The sequence below is a fragment of the Vannielia sp. SX4 genome, from assembly GCF_052828525.1.
Genome location: NZ_CM128247.1, coordinates 3,806,964 through 3,831,004 on the forward strand (window position 1 = coordinate 3,806,964; position 24,041 = coordinate 3,831,004).

General features: G+C 67.2%; 28 protein-coding genes. 10 read left to right on the forward strand and 18 right to left on the reverse strand.

Going from position 1 to position 24,041, the window contains the following annotated elements:
• Nucleotides 1-60: 60 nt before the first annotated feature.
• Nucleotides 61-1,068, reverse strand: a complete 1,008-nt coding sequence (gene dgcN / locus ACUXVX_RS18805) for an N-acetyltransferase DgcN (RefSeq protein WP_446309489.1) — start codon at nt 1,066-1,068, stop codon at nt 61-63.
• Nucleotides 1,069-1,336: 268 nt separating this feature from the next.
• Between dgcN and ACUXVX_RS18810 the strand changes: the two genes are divergently transcribed.
• Nucleotides 1,337-2,293 (forward strand): L-malyl-CoA/beta-methylmalyl-CoA lyase, encoded by a 957-nt coding sequence (locus ACUXVX_RS18810; RefSeq protein ID WP_446309490.1) that lies wholly within the window; start codon nt 1,337-1,339, stop codon nt 2,291-2,293.
• Nucleotides 2,294-2,317: 24 nt separating this feature from the next.
• On the opposite strand, the gene ACUXVX_RS18815 is transcribed toward ACUXVX_RS18810, so the two are convergent.
• Nucleotides 2,318-3,154: an AraC family transcriptional regulator gene (locus ACUXVX_RS18815; protein ID WP_446309491.1), complete on the reverse strand. Its 837-nt coding sequence runs from the start codon at nt 3,152-3,154 to the stop codon at nt 2,318-2,320.
• Nucleotides 3,155-3,273: 119 nt separating this feature from the next.
• Between ACUXVX_RS18815 and ACUXVX_RS18820 the strand changes: the two genes are divergently transcribed.
• On the forward strand, nt 3,274-4,236 hold the full coding sequence (locus ACUXVX_RS18820; RefSeq protein ID WP_446309492.1) for an acetyl-CoA carboxylase carboxyltransferase subunit alpha: 963 nt from the start codon (nt 3,274-3,276) through the stop codon (nt 4,234-4,236).
• 25 nt (nt 4,237-4,261) lie between these two features.
• On the opposite strand, the gene ACUXVX_RS18825 is transcribed toward ACUXVX_RS18820, so the two are convergent.
• From ACUXVX_RS18825 to ACUXVX_RS18840, 4 genes are read right to left on the reverse strand one after another with little or no spacing between them, the layout of a single operon-like run.
• The gene (locus tag ACUXVX_RS18825; RefSeq protein ID WP_446309493.1) at nt 4,262-4,864 is read right to left on the reverse strand and encodes a pyridoxamine 5'-phosphate oxidase family protein; all 603 of its coding nucleotides are present in this window, start codon (nt 4,862-4,864) and stop codon (nt 4,262-4,264) included.
• Nucleotides 4,861-5,616 carry a lysophospholipid acyltransferase family protein gene (locus ACUXVX_RS18830; RefSeq protein WP_446309494.1) on the reverse strand — a complete coding sequence of 252 codons (756 nt, stop codon included), beginning with the start codon at nt 5,614-5,616 and terminating at the stop codon, nt 4,861-4,863. Before ACUXVX_RS18830 ends, ACUXVX_RS18825 begins: the two co-directional genes overlap by 4 nt.
• Entirely contained in the window at nt 5,613-6,515 is a 903-nt protein-coding gene (locus tag ACUXVX_RS18835) for a cell division protein FtsX (protein ID WP_410001034.1), read from the reverse strand. Before ACUXVX_RS18835 ends, ACUXVX_RS18830 begins: the two co-directional genes overlap by 4 nt.
• A gap of 38 nt (nt 6,516-6,553) precedes the next feature.
• Nucleotides 6,554-7,231, reverse strand: coding sequence for a cell division ATP-binding protein FtsE (locus ACUXVX_RS18840; RefSeq protein ID WP_222470895.1), 678 nt, complete (start codon nt 7,229-7,231; stop codon nt 6,554-6,556).
• Between the two features lie 173 nt (nt 7,232-7,404).
• Here ACUXVX_RS18840 and ACUXVX_RS18845 point away from each other — a divergent pair, with 173 nt between their 5' ends.
• Nucleotides 7,405-8,310, forward strand: coding sequence for a zinc-ribbon domain-containing protein (locus ACUXVX_RS18845; protein ID WP_446309495.1), 906 nt, complete (start codon nt 7,405-7,407; stop codon nt 8,308-8,310).
• Nucleotides 8,311-8,414: 104 nt separating this feature from the next.
• Here the strand turns inward: ACUXVX_RS18845 and ACUXVX_RS18850 are convergent, their stop codons facing one another.
• The 7 genes from ACUXVX_RS18850 to argH all read right to left on the reverse strand — a co-directional run bounded on the left by ACUXVX_RS18850 (nt 8,415) and on the right by argH (nt 15,205).
• The gene (locus tag ACUXVX_RS18850; RefSeq protein WP_446309496.1) at nt 8,415-11,054 is read right to left on the reverse strand and encodes a TIGR02302 family protein; all 2,640 of its coding nucleotides are present in this window, start codon (nt 11,052-11,054) and stop codon (nt 8,415-8,417) included.
• A gap of 48 nt (nt 11,055-11,102) precedes the next feature.
• On the reverse strand, nt 11,103-12,368 hold the full coding sequence (gene lysA, locus ACUXVX_RS18855) for a diaminopimelate decarboxylase (protein WP_446309497.1): 1,266 nt from the start codon (nt 12,366-12,368) through the stop codon (nt 11,103-11,105).
• A gap of 64 nt (nt 12,369-12,432) precedes the next feature.
• On the reverse strand, nt 12,433-13,263 hold the full coding sequence (locus tag ACUXVX_RS18860; protein WP_446309498.1) for a hypothetical protein: 831 nt from the start codon (nt 13,261-13,263) through the stop codon (nt 12,433-12,435).
• Between the two features lie 41 nt (nt 13,264-13,304).
• Nucleotides 13,305-13,490, reverse strand: a complete 186-nt coding sequence (locus ACUXVX_RS18865; RefSeq protein ID WP_222468110.1) for a hypothetical protein — start codon at nt 13,488-13,490, stop codon at nt 13,305-13,307.
• The gene (locus ACUXVX_RS18870; protein ID WP_446309499.1) at nt 13,468-13,671 is read right to left on the reverse strand and encodes a hypothetical protein; all 204 of its coding nucleotides are present in this window, start codon (nt 13,669-13,671) and stop codon (nt 13,468-13,470) included. Before ACUXVX_RS18870 ends, ACUXVX_RS18865 begins: the two co-directional genes overlap by 23 nt.
• The gene (locus tag ACUXVX_RS18875) at nt 13,671-13,808 is read right to left on the reverse strand and encodes an argininosuccinate lyase (RefSeq protein WP_446309500.1); all 138 of its coding nucleotides are present in this window, start codon (nt 13,806-13,808) and stop codon (nt 13,671-13,673) included. The genes ACUXVX_RS18870 and ACUXVX_RS18875 overlap by 1 nt, the downstream gene beginning before the upstream one ends.
• On the reverse strand, nt 13,805-15,205 hold the full coding sequence (gene argH, locus ACUXVX_RS18880; RefSeq protein ID WP_446309501.1) for an argininosuccinate lyase: 1,401 nt from the start codon (nt 15,203-15,205) through the stop codon (nt 13,805-13,807). Before argH ends, ACUXVX_RS18875 begins: the two co-directional genes overlap by 4 nt.
• A gap of 22 nt (nt 15,206-15,227) precedes the next feature.
• On the opposite strand from argH, the gene ACUXVX_RS18885 reads away from it, so the two are divergent.
• Nucleotides 15,228-15,779 (forward strand): TlpA family protein disulfide reductase, encoded by a 552-nt coding sequence (locus ACUXVX_RS18885; protein ID WP_446309502.1) that lies wholly within the window; start codon nt 15,228-15,230, stop codon nt 15,777-15,779.
• Nucleotides 15,780-15,803: 24 nt separating this feature from the next.
• Here ACUXVX_RS18885 and ACUXVX_RS18890 read toward each other — a convergent pair whose 3' ends face one another.
• On the reverse strand, nt 15,804-16,385 hold the full coding sequence (locus ACUXVX_RS18890; protein WP_222495151.1) for a DNA-3-methyladenine glycosylase I: 582 nt from the start codon (nt 16,383-16,385) through the stop codon (nt 15,804-15,806).
• A 98-nt stretch (nt 16,386-16,483) separates the two neighbouring features.
• On the opposite strand from ACUXVX_RS18890, the gene ACUXVX_RS18895 reads away from it, so the two are divergent.
• The 3 genes from ACUXVX_RS18895 to phbB all read left to right on the forward strand — a co-directional run bounded on the left by ACUXVX_RS18895 (nt 16,484) and on the right by phbB (nt 19,594).
• Nucleotides 16,484-17,326 (forward strand): EAL domain-containing protein, encoded by an 843-nt coding sequence (locus ACUXVX_RS18895; protein ID WP_446309503.1) that lies wholly within the window; start codon nt 16,484-16,486, stop codon nt 17,324-17,326.
• A gap of 277 nt (nt 17,327-17,603) precedes the next feature.
• On the forward strand, nt 17,604-18,779 hold the full coding sequence (locus ACUXVX_RS18900; RefSeq protein ID WP_446309504.1) for an acetyl-CoA C-acetyltransferase: 1,176 nt from the start codon (nt 17,604-17,606) through the stop codon (nt 18,777-18,779).
• Between the two features lie 92 nt (nt 18,780-18,871).
• The gene (gene phbB / locus ACUXVX_RS18905; protein WP_222468102.1) at nt 18,872-19,594 is read left to right on the forward strand and encodes an acetoacetyl-CoA reductase; all 723 of its coding nucleotides are present in this window, start codon (nt 18,872-18,874) and stop codon (nt 19,592-19,594) included.
• Here the strand turns inward: phbB and ACUXVX_RS18910 are convergent.
• Entirely contained in the window at nt 19,591-19,752 is a 162-nt protein-coding gene (locus ACUXVX_RS18910) for a hypothetical protein (protein ID WP_446309505.1), read from the reverse strand. The two genes, phbB and ACUXVX_RS18910, sit on opposite strands and share 4 nt — an antisense overlap.
• Nucleotides 19,753-19,863: 111 nt before the next feature.
• On the opposite strand from ACUXVX_RS18910, the gene gcvA reads away from it, so the two are divergent.
• Together gcvA and yddG are read left to right on the forward strand one after the other, a co-directional pair.
• Nucleotides 19,864-20,805 (forward strand): transcriptional regulator GcvA, encoded by a 942-nt coding sequence (gene gcvA, locus ACUXVX_RS18915; protein WP_446309506.1) that lies wholly within the window; start codon nt 19,864-19,866, stop codon nt 20,803-20,805.
• Entirely contained in the window at nt 20,802-21,713 is a 912-nt protein-coding gene (yddG, locus tag ACUXVX_RS18920) for an aromatic amino acid exporter YddG (protein WP_446309507.1), read from the forward strand. Before gcvA ends, yddG begins: the two co-directional genes overlap by 4 nt.
• On the opposite strand, the gene ACUXVX_RS18925 is transcribed toward yddG, so the two are convergent.
• The 3 genes from ACUXVX_RS18925 to ACUXVX_RS18935 all read right to left on the reverse strand — a co-directional run bounded on the left by ACUXVX_RS18925 (nt 21,694) and on the right by ACUXVX_RS18935 (nt 22,966).
• Complete coding sequence (locus tag ACUXVX_RS18925; RefSeq protein ID WP_222468098.1) at nt 21,694-21,858, reverse strand: YdcH family protein; 165 nt, start codon at nt 21,856-21,858, stop codon at nt 21,694-21,696. The genes yddG and ACUXVX_RS18925 overlap by 20 nt on opposite strands.
• 138 nt (nt 21,859-21,996) lie before the next feature.
• Nucleotides 21,997-22,716, reverse strand: coding sequence for a tRNA1(Val) (adenine(37)-N6)-methyltransferase (locus tag ACUXVX_RS18930; protein ID WP_446309508.1), 720 nt, complete (start codon nt 22,714-22,716; stop codon nt 21,997-21,999).
• Nucleotides 22,717-22,747: 31 nt separating this feature from the next.
• Nucleotides 22,748-22,966 carry a putative signal transducing protein gene (locus tag ACUXVX_RS18935; protein WP_222468096.1) on the reverse strand — a complete coding sequence of 73 codons (219 nt, stop codon included), beginning with the start codon at nt 22,964-22,966 and terminating at the stop codon, nt 22,748-22,750.
• A 130-nt stretch (nt 22,967-23,096) separates the two neighbouring features.
• On the opposite strand from ACUXVX_RS18935, the gene ACUXVX_RS18940 reads away from it, so the two are divergent.
• Complete coding sequence (locus ACUXVX_RS18940; protein ID WP_446311567.1) at nt 23,097-24,035, forward strand: polyprenyl synthetase family protein; 939 nt, start codon at nt 23,097-23,099, stop codon at nt 24,033-24,035.
• Nucleotides 24,036-24,041 lie beyond the last annotated feature (6 nt).

Here is a 24,041-nt window from a genome sequence, read left to right on the forward strand (position 1 = left end):
GTTAAGGTTTGCCAAGGGCGCCGGGCGGGCATGTTGCCCACCCCCGCGCCCGTGGCCGGCTCAGGCTTTCGGCGCCGGAAGGGCATCCACCAGACGGCCCGCACCCTGCCGGAACGGGTCCACCGTGGGCAGGCCCATCTGCGCCTCGACCTCGGCCAGATAGGCCTCGGCCTCCGCCTCGCTCATGTGCTGGGTGTTGATCGAAATGCCGATCACCTCGCAACCGGGGTTCACCACCCGCGCCATCGTCAGCGACACGTCGCGCAGCGCCTCCAGCGTCGGCAGCTCGTAGCCCGGCAGGCCGCGCATGTGGGGCCGCGTCGGCTCGTGGCAGAGCACCAGAGCATCGGGCGCGCCGCCATGCACCAGCGCCAGCGTCACACCGCTGTAGCTGGGGTGAAACAGGCTGCCCTGCCCTTCGATCATGTCCCAATGGTCGGGGTCGTTGTCGGGGGTCAGCCACTCGATGGAGCCCGCCATGAAGTCTGCGATCACCGCGTCGAGCGGCACGCCGTTGCCGGTGATGAGGATGCCCGTCTGCCCCGTCGCCCGGAAATTCGACTTCATTCCCCGTGCCTTGGCCTCGGCATCCATTGCGATGGTGGTATACATCTTGCCCACCGAGCAATCAGTGCCCACCGCCAGCAGGCGCATGCCCTTGCGCGGCTCGCCGTTGGCGATCGGGTACTTCACGCTGGGGATGCGCACGTCATGCAACTGGCGGCCATGCTCCTCGGCCAGCGCCACGAGGGTCGGCTCATGCTTGAGCAGGTTGTGCAGGCCCGAGGCCAAGTCCATCCCGGCAATCAGCGCCTTCTCCAGCACATCCATCCACGCCTGGCTGATGGTGCCGCCCCGGTTGGCCACGCCGATCACCAGCGTCTTTGCGCCAGCGGCAACGGCCTCTTCGATGGTCATGTCGGTGAGCTTCATGTCGGCCTTGCAGCCGTCGAGCCGGAGCTGGCCCACCGCATTGTCCGGCCGCCAGTCCTTGATGCCTTGGGCCACCTTCGCGGCCAGCGCATCCGGGGCGTCTCCGAGGAAAAGAAGATAGGGGGTCTCGATCATGGGGCAGCTCCTTGGTTTGGCGCGATGCTACCGTGCGCCGTTAAGGAATTTGTGGCATTCTTGAGGGGCGGTTAAGGATTGCGCGCAAGATTCTCGCCCTGCGCCGCAATGCAGCGCAAATATCTCGCGCTGCGGCGAAGCCTTGGGCAAAATGATGTGCAAGATCCGGAATCGCTGCACTGCGGCACAATCGGGCTTGCAGGTAGCAGCGCAATAATCTACCAACCAAGCCGAACGAAACGAAATATCCTTACCCGGAGCCCTACCGATGTCTTTCCGCCTCCAGCCCACGCCGCCTGCCCGCCCCAACCGCTGTCAGCTCTTCGGCCCCGGCTCCCGCCCGGCGATCTTCGAGAAGATGGCAGGCTCTGCGGCGGACGTGATCAACATCGACCTCGAAGATTCGGTCGCCCCTGATGACAAGGCAGAAGCCCGCCGCAACGTGATCCAAGCCATCGGCGATATCGACTGGGGCAACAAGCGCCTTTCGGTGCGTATCAACGGGCTCGATACCCCCTATTGGTATCGCGACGTGGTCGATCTGCTTGAAAACGCATCAGAAAGGCTCGACCAGATCATGATCCCCAAGGTCGGCTGCGCAGCCGATATCTACGCCGTCGACGCTCTGGTCACCGCCGTTGAGGCCGCCAAGGGCCGCAGCAAGCGCATCGGTTTCGAGGTCATCATCGAGAGCGCCGCCGGCATCGCCCATGTCGAAGAGATCGCCGCCGCCTCGCCCCGGATGGAGGCCATGAGCCTCGGCGCCGCCGACTTTGCCGCCAGCATGGGCATGCAGACCACGGGCATCGGCGGAACGCAGGAAAATTACTATATGCTCCAAGGGGATACCCGGCACTACTCCGACCCGTGGCACTGGGCGCAAACCGCCATCGTAGCCGCCTGCCGCACCCACGGCGTGCTGCCGGTCGATGGCCCCTTCGGTGACTTCTCCGACGACGAGGGCTTCCGCGCCCAGGCCCGCCGCTCGGCCACCCTCGGGATGGTCGGCAAATGGGCCATCCACCCCAAGCAGGTCGCCCTCTCCAACGAGGTCTTCACCCCCTCCGAAGAGGCCGTCGCCGAGGCCCGCGAGATCCTCGCCGCAATGGAAAAGGCCAAGGCCGAGGGCGCGGGCGCGACCGTTTACAAGGGCCGCCTCGTGGATATCGCCTCAATCAAACAGGCCGAGGTGATCGTGAAGCAATCCGAGCTGATTGCCTCGTAACCCACTGACCTCTAACCAAATACCTCACCGCGCCAAGGGCATGACCACCTCGGTCAGTAGCTCTTCCGGCGCGGTGTCCATCGCGTTGTTCAGGTAGCGCTCAAAGGGCGGCTCCTCCTCCGAGGGCGCCCGCCCACTCTCGGCCAGCGCCTTGCCATACATGAAGCCCCAAGCCTCCGGCAGCCCGGAGTATGGCCCCTTGTGGGTCACCACCAGTGCCTCGCAGGGCTTCACCTCCACCGGGTCCAACCCCTCCGGCACCGGCGTGCCTGCAGGCAGGATCACCCCCGCATGGGAGCGCAGCTGATCGGCCGGCACCGCCGTCGGATCGTCCCAGAAATAGGCGACCAGCAGCCCCAACTTCCCGCCCAGCCCGGCCGCAAGGCACCGCTGGATAAGCCCTTCATAAGCCTGCCCGATTTCCTGATAGGGTCCGGAGTGGGCAAGCGCCGCACCGTGAAAGCCCGGCTCCTGCCGGATGTCGACATCATACATGGGTATCTCTCCTTGGTTTTCGGGCAGCAGCAGCACGGGGGCCACCCGGCTGCGGCGTGTCTGCGAGGGGGCCTCGCCAAAAGCCGCACGGTAGGCCCGCGCAAAGCTCTGCGTATTCGGATAGCCGCACAGCTCGGCCACCTGCGCCATCTCCTGCCGTGTGGTCGCCAGCATCACCGCCGCGCGGTTCAGCCGGGTGCGCCGCACCGTCTCGGCCACGCTCTCTCCCATCATCTTCAGATAGACCCGATGAAAGTGAAAACGCGAGAAGGCGGCCACATCGGCGAGCGCATCGAGGCTCAGGTCGTCGTCCAGATGGGTCAGGATGTGGCGCTCCACCCGCTCCATCCGTTTTTTGTAATCCATTGCCCTGCCTCGCCTTTTGCCCGGTCTGCCTAACATGGCCCAAGCTGACAAATCTTGCTTTGTTGCAAGCCCGGCCACGCTGCGCCATATGAGGGGGTGCAGCCACTCTGCGAGGATAAATGACCAACTACCTGGAATTCGAGAAGCCGCTTGCCGAGATCGAGGGCAAGGCCGAAGAGCTGCGTGCAATGGCACGCTCGAACCCCGAGATGAAGGTCGAGGACGAGGCCCGCGGGCTCGACAAGAAAGCCAGCGACCTGCTCGCCGAGCTCTATGGCGACCTCTCCGCCTGGCGCAAATGCCAGGTCGCGCGGCACCCCGACCGTCCGCACTGCAAGGATTACATCGAGGCGCTCTTCACCGAATACACGCCGCTCGCCGGCGACAGGAACTTTGCCGATGACCACGCCGTCATGGGCGGCATGGCCCGGCTCGAGGGCCGCCCGGTGGTGGTGATCGGCCACGAGAAGGGCCATGACACCAAAACCCGGATCGAGCGTAACTTCGGCATGGCCCGCCCCGAGGGCTACCGCAAAGCCATCCGCCTGATGGACCTCGCCGACCGCTTCGATCTGCCCGTGGTCACACTGGTCGACACCCCCGGCGCCTACCCCGGCAAGGGCGCCGAAGAGCGCGGCCAGTCCGAGGCCATCGCCCGCTCGACCGAGAAGTGCCTTAACCTCGGCGTGCCGATGGTGTCGGTGGTGATCGGCGAGGGCGGCTCCGGCGGCGCGGTGGCCTTTGCCTCCTCCAACCGCTTGGCAATGCTCGAACATTCGATCTACTCGGTGATCTCGCCCGAGGGCTGCGCCTCGATCCTGTGGAAGGACGCCGAGAAGATGCGCGAGGCCGCCGAGGCCCTGCGGCTCACCGCGCAGGATCTCAAGCAGCTCGGCATCTGCGATCACATCATCAAGGAGCCTCTCGGCGGCGCGCAGCGTCACCGGGCCGAGGTGATCAAGCGCGTCGGCGGCGCGGTGCAGAGCCTGCTGAAGGATCTTGAGGGCAAGAACCGCAAACAGCTCCGCAAGGACCGCCGCGAGAAGTTCCTAAAGATGGGCAGCAAGGGGCTGGCGGCGTAACCTCCGGCCCTACCCGACCTGCGCCTCACCACATCCGCGGCTTGGCATATTCCGCATAGCCGTCGTCGTAGCTTTCGGCGTCAAAGCCCGCGTCGGCCTCGCGCACCAGCTCGCCCGCCGTGGGCACCTTGTCGCTTTCATCCTCGCCGCGCCACAGTCCCGAGCGCAGGATCGCCTTGGCGCATTGAAAGTAGATCTCACCCAGCGTCACCACGACCACCGAGCGCGGCAGCTTGCCTGCCCGCTCGAACCGGCCCCGCAGCGCTTCGTCAACCGAAACCACCGCCGTGCCGTTCACCCGCACCACATTGGTTGATCCGGGCACCATGAACATCAGGCTCACCCGCCCGTCCCGCACGATATTGCGCAGCGAATCCATGCGGTTGTTGCCCATCCAGTCAGGCAGCGCGAGCGTGGTCTCGTCCAGCTCCAGCACCACCGGGCCATCGTCCCCACGCGGTGAGCCATCGGTGCCCTCCGGCCCCACGGTGGAGAGCACGCAAAACCGCGAGGCGGCGATCCATTGGCGGTAAAGCGGGGTAATCCGCCGCGCCACCTTGTCGAGCGAGCGCTGCCCCGGCGCGCCGTAAAGCGCCTCGAGCTCGGCCACATCGCGGATCTCGCTCATCCCTTTGCCCTCGCCCGTGCCGCCGGTGCATCGAACCCGGCCTCCAGCATCAGCGCATCCGAGCGTTCCTCGATCACGCTGCGCAGCTGTTCGGAGAACGCCTGCGGCGTCAGCCCCGGCGGGATCGGCGGCAGAAACTCCACCACCGCCACGCCCGGCTTGCGCATGATCCCCTTGCGCGGCCAGAACACGCCCACGTTGGTCGCCGCCGGCACACAGGTTTGCCCAAGCTCACGGTAGAGCACCGCGCTGCCCACCTTGTAGGGCAGGTCCGAACCGGGCGCCGTGCGGGTGCCCTGCGGATAGATGATCAGCTGTCCGGGCCGCTGCGCCCCGCTGGCCACATCGGCCACCATCTTCTGAATCGCCTGCGCCCGCTTGCCCCGGTCCACCGGCACACAACCGATCCGCAGCGCGTACTGCCCGAGGATCGGCGCGAACATCAGCTCTCGCTTCATGATGAACTTCGGGCGCGGCAACACCGAAACCAGCATGATGATATCAAGAAAGCTCTGGTGCTTGGAGGCGACCAGCACCTCGCCAGAGGGCACCTCGCCGCGCACCTCCGTCTTCAGCCCCACCATCCAAGAGGCAGACCACCGCACCCAGCGGCAGTAGGTATGCACCCCGGCAAAAGCCCCGCGCCGGTCCACCAGCATCCATGGGGTGAAGAACACCGCCAGTACCGCCATCGCCAGATACATCTGCCCGACGAAAATCAGGCTGCGGACCCATTGCACCACATCTCTCATGTGACTTGCCTCAATGTCCGAAAGGCCGAAGCCCGCGTGGCCCAGAAGGCGGTGATCGCAGCAAGCATAGGCACGATGAGCGGCAGCAGCCAGCCCGCGCCGGTAAAGCCAAGCCCGGTCAAAAAGCCCCCGGTCGTCTCCGCCCGCGGCAGAAGCGCCAGCGCCAGCATCGCCAGCGAGGTGCCCACCGCCGCGCCCAGAAGCGCGCGCTGTGTGAAGCGTCGCACGAAGGCGCGGGCAATGTAGGTATCGGTCGCGCCCACCAGCCGCAGGGTGGCGATCACCCGTGCATTGGCCGCCAGCGCCGAGCCCGCAGCCAGTGTGATCATCGCCGCCGTCGAGGCCGCGATCAGCCCCAGCGCCACCCAGCCCAGCAAACGCAGGCGCGAGGCCGCGCGGATTAGCGGCTCCCGCCACCGCGAGTGGTCGTCATAGACAGCGCCGGGCACCTCGCCCGCCAGTCGCGCCTTCAGCCCGGCCACGTCCAGCCCTTCGCCCTCGACCACCTCGATCAGCACCGGCACCGGCAGGTCTTCCATTGGCAGGTCAACGCCCAGCCACGGCGCCAGAAGGTCGCGCTGCTCGTCGTCACTCAGCCTGCGGGCGGAGGCGACGCCGGGCGTGCTCTCCAGCACCTCCAGTGCCTTGGCCGCCTGCGCCTCGCGCTGCTCCATAGGGGCCGAAATTCGCAGCGTCGCCGAGCGCGCCAGTTCCTCGCTCCACCGGCTGGCCACCCGGCCCGTGGCGAGCGACAGCGCGAGGGCGAACACGGCCAGAAAGGCCATCGCCCCGGCGGTGAACAGCGTCAAATTTGCAGTAAACCCCGTGGGCGGCACCACCCGGTCGGCCTGCCCGTCGCCCTGAAGCAGCGCCAGCGCCTTACCCGTCCGCCCCCGCAGGGCCGAGAGCACGCCCGCCGCCTTGCCACCGATGCCGCTCACAGGTCGGCCCCCGCAAGCTGGAGCCGCCGCTTGGCAATCCGCAACACCCGCGCCGCCACCTTGCTCTTGGCGGTGCGGATCAGGTTGAGATCATGGGTGGCGATCACGATGGTCTTGCCCATCTTGTTCAGCTCCACGAGCAGTTGCAGCAACCGCTGCCCCATCTCCCAATCCACGTTGCCCGTCGGCTCGTCGGCCAGCACGATATCGGGAGACATCACAACCGCCCGCGCCAGCGCCGCCCGCTGCCGCTCACCACCCGAGAGCGAGGGCGGCAGCGCATCGGCGTGCTTTTCCAGCCCGACCCAGCGCAGCAATTCTTCGATGTTGCCCTTCTCCTCCGCCACATTCCGCCCCGCCACCGTGAGCGGCAGCGCGATGTTCTCGGCCAGCGGCAGATGGTCGAGAAAATGGCAATCCTGATGCACCACGCCAATCCGCCGACGGGCGCGCGCCACCTCGTTTCGGCTGAACCCGGTGGCCGGCTTGTCGAACAGCTGAACCCGGCCCGATGTGGGCGCCAGTTCGAGGTAGCAAAGCTTCAAAAACGTGGTCTTCCCCGCGCCCGATGGCCCGGTCAGAAAGTGGAACGACCCGGGCGCGAGCCGGAGCGATATGTCGCTCAACAACTCCCCGCCGCCATAGCTGTACGCCACATTTTCCAGCTCGATCACGCGCCAGCCCCTACCCAATCCTGCGTCTCCTTTTGCCGCAGCGAGGCCTCACTTGCAATTGCCGCACCTGCACGGCCGCCGCAATTTCTTTGCTTCCGGGGGTTTGGGTGATAGTTTGCATGTCAAATAACAGAGGCAATCAACCGAACCGGGTTGAAATCGAGGGGGCGCCTATGCGGCTGGTATGCCCGAATTGCGGTGCGCAATACGCCGTGGATGACAGTGTCATTCCCGAAGCGGGGCGCGATGTGCAGTGCTCCAACTGCGGTCACGGCTGGTTTCAGCTGCCCGATGGCGCGCGCGAGCGGCAGAGCGAGGCGGTGCGCAAGGCCAGCCAGCCCGGCCCCCGCCACGAGACCACGAATATCTCCACCGGGGAGCCGGATCACTCCGAACCCACGCCAGACCGCCCCGCCCGCCGCGCGCTTGATGCCGCGGTGATGGACGTGCTGCGCGAGGAGGCCGAGCGTGAAAAGGCCGCCCGCGCCGCCGAGGCGCCGCCGCCACCCGCGCCGGAGCCTGTGCCCCTTCCCGAGCCAGCGCCCGAGGCCCGGCCCGAAACCACCCGCATCGCAGAGCCTCTGCCCGAGCCACAGCCGGAGCCCGCAGCACCACAGCCTGCCCCAGCCCCGCAGCCCGAACCGGAATACGAGCCCGAGCCCGAGTTTGCGCCCGACGAGCGGCAGGTGGCCAGCGAGACCCACAAGGCCCGCATGCGCGGCGAGCACCCCGCCGCCGCCGTCGCCGCCCTTTCGGGCCGCGCGGCCCAGCGCAGCGAGATGCTGCCCGATATCGAAGAGATCAACTCGACCCTCCGCGCCAGCGCCGACCCGAGCCGTCAGGCCGAGGAGCCGGGCAGCACCGAAGAGATCGAGAAGCGCAAGGCCAAGCGCGGCTTCCGCCTCGGTTTCGGCCTCGTCACCCTGCTCGCCCTGCTGGCCTTTCTGGCCTACACGCAGGCCCCGCAGATCGCCGCCGCCGTGCCCGCGCTGGAAGGCCCGCTCACCGCTTACGTCGACACCGTCAACACCGCCCGCCTCTGGCTGGACGGCCTCCTGCGCGGCGCCGGGAGCGACTAACCTCCAGCTGCATTTTCTTGCCGAGAAAGTTCACCTCCGACGGCGCTCCAGAATAGCGCGGCCGCAAGGCCGCGCCGCTGGATCGCGTCAGGTTGCGCTGGTGATCAGAACCGCTCGAGCAGGCGCTTGAGGTATTCCAGTTCCACATCCGGGCGGCCCTGCTCAGAGGAGCGGCGGCGGATTTCGTCGAGGAGATCGCGCGCGCGGCGATATACATCTTCGCCTTGCAGCATGTGCTCTTCGGTGCCCAGCGGGCCGGTGGAGCCACGGTCGCGGCCCAGCGGGTCGCGGCGGCCGTTCGGGTCGGCGCGGCCCACGTTCTCGCCCTGCCCGCCTTGCTGCTGGCGGCGCTCTTCGGCCATGGCCTCACCAAGGTTGCGCATCCCCTCGCGGAGCCGCTCCATCGCCTGGCTCTGGTTGTCGATCGCATCGGCAAGGTCGCCCTGGTTCAGGCTCTCTTCAGCCCGGTCCATCGCCCGGCCCGCCTCGTCGAGCGAGCGGCGAGCGGCGTCGCCCTGTTCGGTGCCCGCGCCGGGCAGCTGCCCGCGCTGGCGCTCCAACTCGCGGCGCAGCTCGCGCTGGCGCTGCGCAAGGCTGCGCTGATCCGGCTCACCACCCTCGCCGGGGCGGCCATCGGGGTTGTTGCCCTGACCCTGCTGGTTCTGCCCCTGCTCATGGCTCTCGCCCTGGCCCTGGTTGCCGTTGCGGCCCTGGTTCTGCCCGCTCTCGCCCTGCTGGGCGTTGGGGTTGAACTGTTCCTGCAGGTCTCGGAAGGCCTCGTCGCTCAGGCCCTGCTGGTCGCGCAGGGTCTCGGCCAGCCCCTCCATGGCCTGCTCGCCGGGGCTCTGCTGCCCCTGCCCGCCCTGGCCCTGGGTGACCTGCATGTTCTGCATCATCTCCATGAGCTGGTTCAGCAGCTCCTGCGCTTCGGCAGTGCGGCCTTGCTGCATCAGCTCTTCGAGCTTGTCGAGCATGTCCTGCAGATCTTGCTGGGAGAGCTCCATCGTCTCGCCCTGCTGCCCCTGCTGCTGCTGGTTCGGGTCCTGCTGTTGCTGCTGGGCCAGCTGGCGCATGTAATCCTGCATCGCCTGCCGCATCTCATCCATCAGCCGGGCGATCTCTTCGTCCGAGGCGCCATTGCGGATCGCCTCGTTCAGCCGCTCCTGCGCCTGCCGCAACCGCTCCAGCGCGTTGGACAGCGTGCCCTCCTCGATCCGCACGGCGATCTCCCAGAGCGCCTCGGCCAGTTCGTCGCGGGTGGCTTCGGCCAGCTCGGGGCGAGAGGCCTCCAGCCGTTTCAGCACCATCCGCACCTGCAGGTAGTTGCGCGGCTGGTCCAGCGCCGAGGCGGGCTTCCATGTGAGCGTCCGCAGGATCTGCGCCGTGCGCGGGCCGTTCTCGCGGCTCCAGAGCAGGTCACGCCGCAGTTCGATCAACGCGGCTGCCGCCGGGTCGAAGAAGCGCCGTCCGGGCAGCACCATGGCCACCGCCTCGCTGCGCCCCTCTTGCCCGTTGGCATCTTCGACGCGCATCTGCATGCGCACCGGCAGGTTGGCCCAAGCGTGCTTGCTGAGGTCGTCGATCAGCGTTTCCTCAAACGCCGCCCGGTCGCCCGAGATGGTCATCGGCAGGTCCAGCATCACCGGGTCGCGCGGCTCGGGTTCCACCGCGAGGCCATAGCGCCGCTCCAGCGCGCCCTCGTCCAGCGTGATCTGGGCCGACCCGGCAACAACGCCGTAGTCATCCTCTGCACGGAACCGCTGCTGCAATTCGCCCATGGCCGAGCGGTCCACCTCGCCAACGAGCTCCACGCGGGGCGCAGTATCGGGCGAGATCAGCACAGTCCACATCCGCCCGCCCGCGCCATCGATCTCGATCTCGCCGGAGCCGGTCACTTCAAAGCTGCGCACACCGTCGTCGGGCTGCGCGGGGGTGGCCTCATCGCCCGCCTCCACGGCGGCGGCCTCTTCAGCCTCCTCGGCCGGAGCCACAGGCGCGGTGCCTGAAACCGTCTCACGGACCGAAAGCGCACCAACCTCACCATAAAGCCGGATCGTCACCTCCGATCCTTCCGGCACGGTAAACTCGGCCTGGGTGATGTCATTGAGATAGAGCGAAGGCTTGCCGGTATAAGCGGGCGGCTCGATCCAGCCTTCCCAGCTTGGCCCCGCGGCCAGAGCGGCACCGGGGCCAGCGCCCGCGGCATCGTCGAGCGAGGTGATCCGCCACAGCGAGCCAAAAAGCAGTGCCGTCACCAGCGCGCCCAGCGCGGCATAGCGCAGCGCATAGGGATCACGGTCGGCAATCCGCAGGTCGGGGCGCACGGCCTTGGCACCTTCGATCCGCGCCGCCATCCGCTCCACATGGGCGTTCCACACCGCTTCAGAGCCAAAATCGCCCGCGCCAATCGCCTGCTTGTCCGAAAGCGCGCGGATCGGGCGGCCCGGCAAGGTGGCATCGAGCCGTGCGACCACCTCCTTGCCCGAAGGCCGGGCATAGGCACGGACGCCAAGGCCGATGGCGACGATAAAGGCGATGATCCAAAGTGCGCCCACGGCCCACACGCCCTCTGGCGGCAGCGCATCATGCGCACCAAAGGCCAGTGCGGCGGCGAGGGCAAAAACCAGCGTCCAGACCGGCCAGAAGCACCGCACCACCCGTTCGGCGATCATCCCCATCCGCGTCAGCTGGAGGGGCTTCATCAGGCGCTTCAGGGCGCGGGAGCGGGCGGCATTCGGGTCCATGACCCTCCGGCTACGGTCAGGATTCGGCGCAGGTGCGGCCAGAATGGCCTACACCCATGAAGGAACCTTATCGCGCGCAATCATTTCGTCAAAGGTCGGTCGCTCGCGAATGACGGCAAAGTTATCTCCGCTCACCAGAACCTCCGGAATGAGCGGCCGCGAGTTGTATTCGCTCGACATCACAGCACCATATGCACCGGCGGAGCGAAAGCCGACCAGCTCGCCGGGCTTCACCGGCGGCATGGTGCGGCGCTTGGCAAAGGTATCGCCGGATTCGCAGACCGGGCCGACGATGTCATAGGTCCGCTGCTCAACACCCGGCGCGGCCTCGACGACCGGCACGATATCGTGGTGCGCGCCATACATCGCGGGCCTGAGCAGGTCGTTCATCGCCGCATCGAGGATCAGAAAGTCGGTGCCATCCCCGTCCTTCTCGTAGATCACGCCCGCCACCAGCATGCCCGCATTGCCCGAAATCAGCCGCCCCGGCTCGATCTCGACCTCCACGCCAAGGCCCTCGGTCACGCGCTTGATCATTGCGCCATATTCGATCGGCAGCGGCGGGGCGGAGTTGCTGCGCTCGTAGGGGATGCCGAGCCCCCCGCCCAGATCGAGCCGTTCGATCTGGTGGCCCTCCGCGCGCAGTTCGTGGGTCAGCTCCACGACTTTCAGAAAGGCCGTCTCGAAGGGGGCAAGGTCGGTCAGTTGCGAGCCTATGTGCACGTCGATCCCCACCACCCGCAAACCGGGGAGCGCGGCGGCGCGGGCATAGGCCTCCTTCGCGCGGCTGATCGGAATGCCGAACTTGTCGCCCTTCTTGCCGGTCGAGATCTTCTCGTGGGTCTTGGCATCCACATCCGGGTTCACCCGGATCGTCACCGGCGCCTCGGCCCCCATCGCGCAGGCGACCTCGCTCAGCGCCTCCATCTCCGGCTCGCTCTCGATGTTGAATTGCCGGATGCCGCCCTCGAGCGCCATCGCCATCTCGGCGCGGGTCTTGCCGACGCCCGAAAACACGATCCGCTCGCCCGGAATGCCCGCTGCAATCGCGCGGGCATATTCGCCACCAGAAACCACATCCATCCCCGCGCCAAGTTTGCCCAGCAGCGTCAGCACCGCCTGGTTGGCGAGGGATTTCATCGCAAAGCAGATGCAATGCGGCACGCCATCGAGCGCCTCGGCGAAGAGGTTGTAATGCCGGGTCAGAGTGGCGGCGGAATACACGTAAAACGGTGTGCCCACCTGCGCCGCGATCTCGGGGATCGGCACATCCTCGGCATGGAGAACGCCGCCCTTGTAAAGAAAATGGTCCATCGCGCCCTCGCTTGCCTTCCGCGCGTTCCTACTGCCCCGCGCCGCGCAGTTCAATCGGCCCCATTCAATCGGTCAGCAGCCCAGCCGCCTCCAGTTCTACCCGTGTCGGATGCCAAAGCTCCTCCGGCGGCACAGCATAGGCGCGGGCGATGAACCCTTTCGCCACGCCGCGCGCCGCCAGATAGGCCCTGTCCCGCGCCTCCTCCTGCGCCGCATCCACATGCCGCACCGCGCCGTAGCTCGAACTCTCCCGCAGCGCATAGCGATGAAAGCCCAGCGTCCCGGCCCGCCCCATCGTCCGGCGCGCGCCCGCGGCAAACACCAGCGTGCAGGCCGAGAAGCACCGCACCTCCGCATGGGTCGCCAGCCCCGCCTCGCCAATGAGCCGCGCCAGCCCCCGTGCTGCAAAGATGTTCCCTCCAGCGCTGTCCAACTCGACCGCGCTTACCCCGCCGCGCGCCAGCCTTGCCTCCAGCGCCGCGACATGCGCAAAGCCGATCTCCCCCTCAATCCGCACCCGGCCGCCCACCTCGGGCAGCGCCACCGCCGCCATCTCGGGCACCATATCTGCGGTGAAGGTGCGCACCGGGGTCTGCCGCGCCACCAGCGTCGTGCCCGCCGCCAGCAGCACCGCCCCGGCCCCGGCGTAGGCGGCAAAGCCGGCCACAAAGCCCTCCCCTTCCCGCAGCGCCCTGTCCGCCGTGCGGAACGCCCCCACCACGGACCAGACAACCAGCGGCGCATCGACCAGCACCAGCCAGATCACCGGCCACTCCGCGAACGCCCGGTTCACCGCCCACAGCAGCAGCGCGGACCCGGCCACAGGCCCGGCGAGCGCCTGCCACAGCGGCAGCGCCCCGCGCCAGTGATCTGCCAGAAATCGGGTGAGGGTCATGGGCCCAGCCTACAGCGGCACGAGGCCCCGGCCAAACCGCCTCAGTCGGTGATCCGCGTCACCATGCGCAGGTTGCCGTCCGGCCCCCGGGCCACGCCCATCTGCGCCTTGCCGGTAAAGTGGATGCCCGGCGGATAGGGCGGCTCATTGGTGCTCGCGTCGCACCCGGCGAGCAGGGCCAGCGCCGCGCCCAGCAGGGCCAGCCTAGAAGGCAAGCGTGCGGTCATCTTCATCGGCTCCGATCAGGATGTAGGGCTCGTTGTCGGTCACCCGCTGGATCAGTTCCACATCGCCCGAGCTCGACCCGCCCACACCGGCCTGCACCTTGGTCGGCAGTTCCACGCCCACCTTCATCCCGCCGTCGCATCCGACAAGCACCAGCAAGGCAATTGCGGCCAGCGCGCGCATCAGTTGCTCCCGCCCCGGATGCCCACCTTCACCGTGCCGCTCACATGCATCCCCGGCTCGACCGGCGGCTCAGGCTCGCCGTCCACACCACAGGCGGCAAGGGTCAGGAGCAGGGCAAGGGCGGCGTATGGCTTCACGACAGGGCATCCTTCCAGCGAGCAATCTGCGCCCGCACGTTCGCGGGGGCCGTTCCGCCGTAGGATGTGCGCGAGGCCACCGAGTTGTCCACCGACAACACCGTGAAGACATCTTCGGTGATCTCCGGCTTCACCGACTGCATCTCTTCCAGCGTCAGCTCCGGCAGGTCGCGCCCGGTCTTCTCCGCCAGCGCCACGAGGCTGCCGGTCACATGATGCGCATCGCGGAACGGCAGGTTCAGCACCCGCACGCACCAGTCGGCAAGGTCCGTCGCGGTCGAAAACCCGGTGCCCGCCGCCTCGGCCAGCTTTTCGCGATTGGGGCTCATCGTCTCCACCATCCCCGCCATCGCGGCGAGCGCCAGCATCAGCGTATCGGCGGCGTCGAACACGCCCTCCTTGTCTTCCTGCATGTCCTTCGAATAGGTCAGCGGAAGCCCCTTCATCACGGTCAGCAGCCCGAGGTTGGCCCCAAGGATGCGCCCGATCTTGCCCCGGATCAGCTCGGCGGCATCGGGGTTCTTCTTTTGTGGCATGATAGACGAGCCGGTGCTCCACGTGTCGCTCATCGTCACGAACCGGAACTGCGCCGACGACCAGATCACCAGCTCTTCGGCCAGCCGCGACAGATGCATCGCGCAAATGCTCGCCGCCCCCAGAAACTCCAGCGCAAAATCCCGATCCGCCACCGCGTCGAGGCTGTTCGCCATCGGCCGGTCGAAGCCCAGCGCCTTGGCCGTCGCCTCGCGATCAATCGGAAACGACGTCCCCGCCAGCGCCGCCGCGCCCAACGGCGACTCGTTCATCCGCGCCCGCGCGTCCTCGAAGCGCGAAACATCCCGCCCCAGCATCTCAACATAGGCCAGCATGTGGTGGCCCCAGGTCACCGGCTGGGCCACCTGCAAATGGGTGTAGCCCGGCATCACCCAATCGGCCCCGCGCTCGGCCTGGCTCAGAAGCGCCTTCTGCACCGCCCGGATCGCCGGCACCGCCGCGTCGCACTGGTCCCGCACCCAAAGCCGGAAGTCCGTCGCCACCTGGTCATTGCGCGACCGCCCGGTGTGCAACCGCTTCCCCGGCTCCCCGATCAGCTCCACCAGCCGCGCCTCGACATTCATGTGAATGTCCTCCAGCGCCGCCGAAAACTGAAACGTCCCGCCCTCGATCTCTGACAACACCGTGAGCAGCCCTTCCCGGATCGCCTCGGCATCGCTATCCGAGATGATGCCGGCCTCGGCCAGCATGGCGGCATGGGCGCGGCTGCCCGCGATGTCCTGTTGCGCCATCCGCTGGTCGAACCCGATCGAGGCATTGATCGCCTCCATGATCGCGTCCACACCGGCGGAGAACCGCCCGCCCCACATGGCATTGGCGGCTTTGTTCTGGGTCTCTGTCATGACGGGCCTGAAGGAGTTGGGAATGAAAAGACTGATTGCCGCCGTTCTCTACACGGCGCTGGCTGCCACTGCAAACGCGGGCGACATGAGCGCCATCGAGTCCCTGCGCGATGGCTCGATGAAAAAGCTCGCGCTCCACTCCGAGCCGCGCGACGTGCCCGGCGAGTCCATCACCGGCCCCGAGGGCGAGGTCACCCTGGCCGACCTCAAAGGCGAGGTGGTGGTGGTCAACTTCTGGGCCACATGGTGCGCCCCCTGCCGCAAGGAAATGCCCGCACTCTCCGAGCTGCAAGAGGCGCTTGCCGGCAAGGGCGCCCGCGTCATCACCGTCGCCACCGGTCGCAACCCCGATGGCGCGATAGACCGCTTCCTGTCTGAAATCGAAGTCACCAACCTGCCGGTCTACCTCGACCCTAAGCAAAAGCTGGCCCGCAACATGGGCATCCTCGGCCTGCCGGTGACCGTGATCCTCGATGCCGAAGGCCGCGAGGTCGCCCGCCTCACCGGCGATGCCGAGTGGAACTCCGAAAGCGCCCGCGCGATCCTCGCCGCGCTGGTGGAAGAGGGCGCTTAACCGCTCATTTTCTTGCTGAAACGCTCAGCCCGGCCTTTGCCCGAGGGCGGCGCAATCGGCATGGCGCGGGCAGCCCGCCACATGGTCGTTCACCATCCCCACCGCCTGCATGAAGGCGTAAACGATGGTCGGCCCGACAAAGCGGAAGCCCTGCTTCTTCAGGTCTTTCGAGATCGCCTCCGAGACCGGCGTCTTCGCAGGCACCTCCGCCAGAGACGCCCAGCGATTCTGCACCGGCGCGCCGCCCACGTAGCCCCAGAGGTAATTCGAGAAGCCCTCGCGCGCCTCGATCTCCAGCCAGCCCCGCGCATTGCCGATGGCCGCCTCGATCTTGCCCCGGTGCCGCACGATCCCCGGATCGGCAAGGCACCGCTCGATCTCCGCCTCGCCCCATTCGGCAATCCGCGCCGGAACGAACCCCTCGAAGGCCGCGCGAAAATTCTCCCGCTTTTTCAGGATGGTGATCCAGCTCAGCCCGGCCTGAAACCCGTCGAGCATGAGCTTTTCATAAAGCGCCCGGCCGTCCCATTCCGGCACGCCCCACTCCTCGTCGTGGTAGTCGATATAGATCTGGTCCTGCCCGACCCAGCCGCAGCGTTCACCCATCGCGCCAGTTCCTCTAAATTTAGAACAAAACCCGAATATTCAGCATTTCTTAAGGAAACAACCCGCATTCTGCGCCCACCTGACAAACGGAGCAAGCGATGGCCGGTGCAGAACCACGGCGGCACACCTTCGAGGCCAATGATTCCTCCCCTCTCGGCGCGGCGGTCCGGCAGAGGGATGCTGACATTCTCAAGATGGTCCGCGCCGCGCTCGACCGGCGCGATGTCATGCTCGCCTTCCAGCCCATCGTCCGCGCCAGCGACACCGGCAAGACCGCCTTCTACGAGGGGCTGATCCGCGTGCTCGATGATACCGGCCGGGTGATTCCCGCCCGCGAGTTCATCGGCGCCTGCGAGACCAACGAGATCGGCCGCATCATCGACTGCCTCGCGCTCGAGATGGGCCTGACCGCCCTGCACAAGGCCCCCGCTCTGCGGCTCGCCATCAACATGTCGGCCCGCTCCATCGGCTATCCGCGCTGGATGCAAACGCTGGAACGCGGCCTCGCGATGGATGACACGCTGGCCGAGCGTCTCATCATCGAGATCACCGAAGCCTCGGCGATGATCATGCCCGATATCACCTCGGTCTTCATGCTCGATCTGCAAACCCGCGGCGTCGCCTTCGCGCTGGATGACTTCGGCGCGGGCTACACCGCCTTCCGCTACTTCAAGGATTTCTTCTTCGACATTCTCAAGATCGACGGGCAATTCGTGAGAGGCGTCGCGACCGACCCTGACAACCGTGTGCTCATCGCCGCCATGGTCGCCATCGCCCGGCATTTCGACATGTTCACCGTGGCCGAGTTCGTCGAAAACGAGGAGGACGCCGAGGTTCTGACAGAGCTCGGAGTCGATTGCCTTCAGGGCTATCTCTACGGCGCCCCCACCACGGCCCCGGGGTGGAAGGAGTTTCCACACGGAATGCGCCGCGCGGGGTGACACCCACGCAATCGGCGGCCCGCGTAGGCTGCCCCGTTACGGCGCGCCACCACCGACAATGCCCCAGCACCTCCGCTGCTCCGTAGCGCGGGCACACCCAATCAACTCCCCCAGCCGCTACGCCGCACCGCAGCATTTCGCCGCAGCGCAGCAACCGCGCCCTTGCGTCACCCCGCGCAAAACTCTACCCATGGCTGTGATCCGGGCGGGGTGGAGTCGGGTCGCAAAGGCACGCAACATCAGACACCTCGCCCAAGCCATCGGGAAAGGATGTCTCATGACCAACGTCGTTATCGCCTCAGCCGCGCGGACCCCAGTGGGCTCCTTCCTCGGCTCCTTCGCCAACACCCCCGCCCATGATCTGGGCAAGGCCGTTCTGGAGGCGATCGTCGAGCGCGCCGGCGTCGACAAGGCCGACGTGTCCGAAACCATCCTCGGTCAGGTGCTCACCGCCGGTCAGGGCCAAAACCCGGCCCGTCAGGCGCACATCAACGCCGGCCTGCCGATCGAATCCGCCGCCTGGGGCATCAACCAGGTCTGCGGCTCCGGCCTGCGCGCCGTGGCGCTCGGCGCCCAGCACATCCAGCTGGGCGATGCCTCCATCGTCGCCGCCGGTGGGCAGGAGAACATGTCGATGTCCCCCCATTGCGCCACGCTGCGTCAGGGCCAGAAGATGGGCGACATGTCCTACATCGACACGATGATCCGCGATGGCCTCTGGGATGCTTTCAACGGCTACCACATGGGCCAGACCGCCGAGAACGTCGCCGAGAAGTGGCAGATCTCCCGCGACCAACAGGATGAGTTCGCCGTCGCCTCGCAGAACAAGGCCGAAGCCGCGCAGAAGGCCGGAAAGTTCGACGACGAGATCGCCGCCTACACCATCAGCACCCGCAAGGGCGACATCGTGGTCGACAAGGATGAATACATCCGCCACGGCGCGACCATCGAAGCGATGCAAAAGCTGCGCCCCGCCTTCGCCAAGGACGGCTCCGTAACCGCCGCCAACGCCTCCGGCCTGAACGACGGCGCCGCCGCCGTGCTGCTGATGAGCGCCGATGAGGCCGAGAAGCGCGGCATCGAGCCGCTGGCCCGCATCGCCTCCTACGCCACCGCCGGTCTCGACCCCAAGGTGATGGGCGTCGGCCCGATCTACGCCTCCCGCAAGGCGCTCGACAAGGCCGGCTGGTCGGTTTCCGATCTGGATCTCGTGGAGGCCAACGAGGCCTTCGCCGCGCAGGCCTGCGCCGTGAACAAGGACATGGGCTGGGATCCCTCCATCGTCAACGTGAACGGCGGCGCCATCGCCATCGGCCACCCCATCGGCGCCTCGGGCTGCCGGGTGCTCAACACCCTGCTCTTCGAGATGAAGCGCCGCGACGCCAAGAAGGGCCTCGCCACGCTCTGCATCGGCGGCGGCATGGGCGTGGCCATGTGCCTCGAGCGCCCCTGAACCTGACAGCATCGCAGAACGGTCGCGCAATATAGTTGCGCGACCGATTTCAACTGCGTAACAAGATTACCAATACGGAGGAGGAGAATCATATGACCCGCGTTGCACTCGTCACCGGCGGCTCCCGAGGGATCGGGGAAGCCATTTCCAAGCAGCTCAAATCCGAGGGCTACGAAGTGGCCGCCACCTATGCCGGCAATGACGAGAAGGCCGCCGCCTTCACCGCCGAGACCGGCATCAAGACCTACAAGTGGAATGTGGCCGATTACGCTGCCTCCAAGGCCGGGATCGACAAGATCACCGAAGAAATCGGCCCGATCGACACCGTCGTGGCCAATGCCGGCATCACTCGCGACGCCATGTTCCACCGGATGACCCCGGAGCAGTGGAACGAGGTCATCGGCACCAACCTCACCGGCGTGTTCAACACCGTCCACCCCTGCTGGCCCGGCATGCGCGAGCGCAAGTTCGGCCGGGTGATCGTGATTTCCTCGATCAACGGTCAGAAGGGCCAAGCCGGTCAGGTCAACTACGCCGCCACCAAGGCTGGCGACCTCGGCATCGTGAAGAGCCTCGCGCAGGAAGGCGCCCGCGCCGGGATCACCGCCAACGCGATCTGCCCAGGCTACATCGGCACCGAGATGGTCATGGCGATCGACGAGTCGGTGCGCGAGAAGATCATCGCCGGCATCCCCGCGGGCCGTCTCGGCACGCCCGAGGAAATCGCCCGCTGCGTGAGCTTCCTCGCCTCCGAGGACTCGGGCTTCATCAACGGCTCGACCATCTCGGCCAACGGCGCGCAGTTCTTCGTTTAAGCCGCGCAGCCGCAGCTTTCGGGGGCCGTGGAGCGATCCGCGGCCCCTTTTCCTTTGCCGAACAGCCAGCGCAGCGCGTTGCTGAACGCTTCGGCCCGCAGCTGGCGGGCATGGCTCACGGCGGCTTCATGGGCAGATGTGGCATAGTAGGGAAGCATGGCTGGGCACTCCATTTGATCAAGACATTCTGAACTGTCTTCACTATGATCCCCGCGATCAAAGCCGACAAATCAGAACTCCTCGCTCGTCAGACAAGTATTCCTTACCTCATGCCCGCCACGCTCCCCCCGCTCACCGCCCTCCGCGCCTTCGACGCCGCCGCGCGGCACATGTCCTTTGCCCGGGCGGCGGAGGAGCTGAACGTCACGCCGCAGGCGCTCTCGCTCCAGATCAAATCGCTCGAGGAGCATCTTGGTGCGCCGCTCTTTTACCGGCTCAACCGCGCCGTCGAGCTGACCGAGGCGGGCCGCGCACTTGTGCCCGGTGCGCGCGAGGGGTTCACCGCCCTCACTCGGGGCTGGGCCGCCGCCCGCCGCGCCACCGACCCGGCCCGCCTGACGGTCACCGCCGGCCCCGCCTTCACCGCAAAATGGCTCGCCCCGCGCCTGCCCGACTTCGCCCGCGCCCACCCGGAGATCGAGCTCAGCTTCTCGGCCTCGCTCCGCCGGATGGATATGGCCACCGACGGCGTCGACGTGGCCGTGCGCTTTTCGGATCATGACGAGCCAGGCCTCTACAACGGCGCCCTTATCGAAGAATGGGTCATGCCGATGATGAGCCCCGCCCTGGCCCGCGCGCACCCCACGCCCGACACCCTCGCCGCCGCGCCGCTGGTCCATACCGAGAGCTACCCCTTCGGCCCCGACACGCTGGACTGGCCCCGCCTCTTCGCTGCCTTCGGCCTCGCCCCGCCCGCCAAGGGCGGCCCCAGCTTCTCCCATGCCGACCACGCCGCCGATGCCGCCGCCTCCGGCACTGGCGTGATCCTCGGGCGCTGGTCTCTGTCTCACGGCGAGCTCGCCTCCGGCGCGCTGGTCGCCCCCTACCCGCTTGCGGTCCGCCTGCCGCATCAGTATCGGCTCCTCTGCCGGGAGGGAGATGAGACCCGCCCCCAAGTCGCGGCCTTCCTCGCATGGATGGAGGCCCGCATCACCGAGATGCCCCGGCCCGGGCCGGAGTTCGAGATCGTGGAACTGAAAGACCTGCCGTGAGCACCACTCCAAGCCGCACAACCGCCACCGCCATCGGCTTCGTCGCCATCCTGCTCTGGGCGCTTCTGGCGCTCTTCACCGTGGGCTCCGAGCCGGTGCCGCCGCTTCAGCTGAATGCAATCTGCTTCACCATCGGCGGGCTGATCGGCCTTGGCTGGTGCGCAGCGCGGCCCGGCGGCTTCGCCCGCATGGTGCAGCCCGGGTGGAAGGTCATCACCTTCGGCACCCTCGGGCTCTTCGGCTACCACCTGCTCTACTTCTCCGCCCTCCGCGTGGCGCCGCCCGCGCAGGCCGGGCTCATCGCCTACCTCTGGCCTCTGTTCATCGTGCTCTTCTCCGGCCTCCTGCCGGGCGAAAAGCTGCGGCCCGGTCACATCCTCGGTGCCGTCATTGGCTTTGCCGGAGCGGCGCTACTGATCTCCAAGGGCGGTGGCGGCTTTACCCGCGAGTGGGCATTGGGCTACGCGCTCGCCTTCGCCTGCGCGCTCACATGGTCGGGCTACTCGGTTCTTTCGCGCCGGATGGGGGAGGCGCCGTCAGAGGTCGTCACCCTCTTCTGCCTCGCCTCCGCGCTGCTCTCAGGCGTGGCCCATCTCGCGCTGGAGCAAACCGCATGGCCAGACGGCGGCCTCGGCTGGGCCAGCCTGCTCGCGCTTGGCCTCGGCCCCGTGGGACTGGCCTTCTATACATGGGATATCGGCATGAAGCGCGGCAACATCCAGCTGCTGGGCACCGCCTCTTATGCGGCCCCTCTGCTCTCAACGCTTGCGCTTGTGCTCGCCGGTGTGGCGAAGCCGACCGAGTGGCTGGCCGCCTCCGCCCTCCTGATCACGCTGGGCGCGGTGCTGGCCGCTCTGGCCAGCCGCCGCGCCGCAAAACTCGCGAAGCTTACGTCGCCAGTCGGCTGATCTCTTCTTTCAGCTTGAGCTTCTGCTTCTTCATCTCCGCGATGGCTAGGTCACTCACCCCGGGGCTTCGTTGCGCTTCTTCCACTTCGGCCGAGAGTACCTGGTGTTTGCGACGGAGCTCCTGAAGATGGGCAGTCACGGACATGAGTATCTCCTCTCTTGTGATGGTTCAGCCGGGCCAGTGCAGCACACAATCCGAGTCGTGTCACGTGGGCTGCGCAAATCGGCTGGGGGTAAAGGTCAAGTGCAAAGCTTACCAAAGGGTTAAAACTTCACAGTCCTGTCACAGAAACCGGGTGAGCGGCGCGCCCTGGCGCAGGATCGCCCGAACCTCGGCGGTGTAGTCCTCGCCGTCGCGCTCGTGCAGCGGGCCTTCGTGCAGCACCATCGGCGCCAGCAGCCGCGCCTCGGCCCGCCCGCCCTTGCGGGCCTGCACGATCACCCGGCTCGCAGTCCGGCCCGCCCGCGCCACGAGCGGCAACACCGCCGCCCCGCCAAAGCCGCCCCGGTTCACCAGTGCGGCGAGCAGTTCGGGCATCCGCTCGGCCCTGTGAATCACCGTGAGCCAGCCTCCCGGCGCCAGCCTGCGGGCGGCGACATCGACCCATATCTCCATCGGCGTCTCTTCGCCCATCGCCATCTCGCGCGCGGCATCGGGCGAGGCGGGGCCGCGGGTCCGGTCAAAATAGGGCGGGTTGAAGAGCACATGGGTGAATCGCCGGGCCTTCACCACCTCGGGCAGCGCGGCAAGGTCGGCCTCCACCACCTCCAGCTTGTCACCGTGGGCCGCGCCGTTGCGGCGGGCGAGCCCGGCATAGCCCGCGTCGCGCTCCACCGCAGTCACCGCCATCTCCGGTACCCGCGCGGCAAGGCAGAGGCTCGCCACCCCCGCGCCTGCGCCCAGCTCCAGGGCCGTCTCCCCCGGCAGGCCCGGCACCGATGCGGCCAGCAGCACTGCGTCCACCCCGGCCCGATAGCCCCCCGCCGGCTGCCAGGCCTGCACCCGACCGCCAAGGAAGCCATCGCAGCGCGGCTCAGTCGACAACACCTTCAACACCGTTGTCGCGCAGCACCTCCGCGGCTTCCTCGTGGTCGGCATCCGCAACCATCAGCCGCCGCGGCAATACGCCTATGGAGCCTTCCAGCACGCTCATATGGACGTCCATTTCGAAGCAAGTTATATCCTCGCCGGTCAGGAGCGCCTTGGCGAATGCGAGTTGTGTCGGGTCGGTAGTGCGTAGAACGGCCTTCATGGACAAAGACTTAAGCGCAGCGGCACGAGCTGTCGAGCGGGGTGACGAGAGGGTGAACGTGCTGAACGCAGCTCAGAAGACGGCAGAGACCAAACCTCACGAGCGGCTGGCCGATGCGCTCTCGGGCGAGATGGAGGCGGTCAACGCCCTGATCGCCGAGCGCATGGCCTCCGAGCACGCGCCCCGCATCCCCGAGGTTTCGGCCCATCTGATCGATGCAGGCGGCAAGCGGCTGCGGCCCATGCTGGTGCTCGCCGCCGCGCGGCTGTGCAACTACGCCGGCCCCTATCACGTGCATCTCGCGGCAACCGTCGAATTCATCCACACCGCCACGCTGCTGCATGACGACGTGGTCGATGAAAGCGCCCAGCGCCGGGGCCGCCCCACCGCCAACCTGCTCTGGGACAATAAGAGTTCGGTGCTGGTGGGCGATTATCTCTTCGCCCGCGCCTTCCAGCTGATGGTCGAGCCCGGCAACCTGCGGGTGCTCTCGATCCTGTCGAACGCGGCGGCCACCATTGCCGAGGGAGAGGTGCTGCAACTGTCCGCGGCGCAGGATCTGCGCACCGACGAGAGCATCTATCTCAAGGTCATTCGCGGCAAGACGGCGGCGCTCTTCTCGGCGGCCACCGAGGCTGGCGGTGTCATCGCCGGGGCCTCCGATGATGTGACCCGCGCCCTCTTCGACTATGGCGACGCGCTCGGCATCGCCTTCCAGATCGTCGACGACTATCTCGATTACGCGGGCGACGCCGGGGCGACCGGCAAGAACGTGGGCGACGATTTCCGCGAGCGCAAGCTTACCCTGCCGGTGATCAAGGCGGTGGCGCTGGCCGATGCGGAAGAGCGTGACTTCTGGAAGCGCTGCATCGAGCGGGGCCGTCAGGAAGAGGGTGATCTGGAAACCGCGCTCGGCTTGCTCGCCAAGCACGGCACGCTCGAGGCCACCCGCGCCGAGGCCACCGCCTGGGCCGACCGCGCCAAGGCCGCCCTCGCCCCCCTGCCCGGCAGCGAGATGCGCGACATGCTGATCGACCTCGCCGATTACGTGGTGGCCCGCATCCGCTGAGCCGTA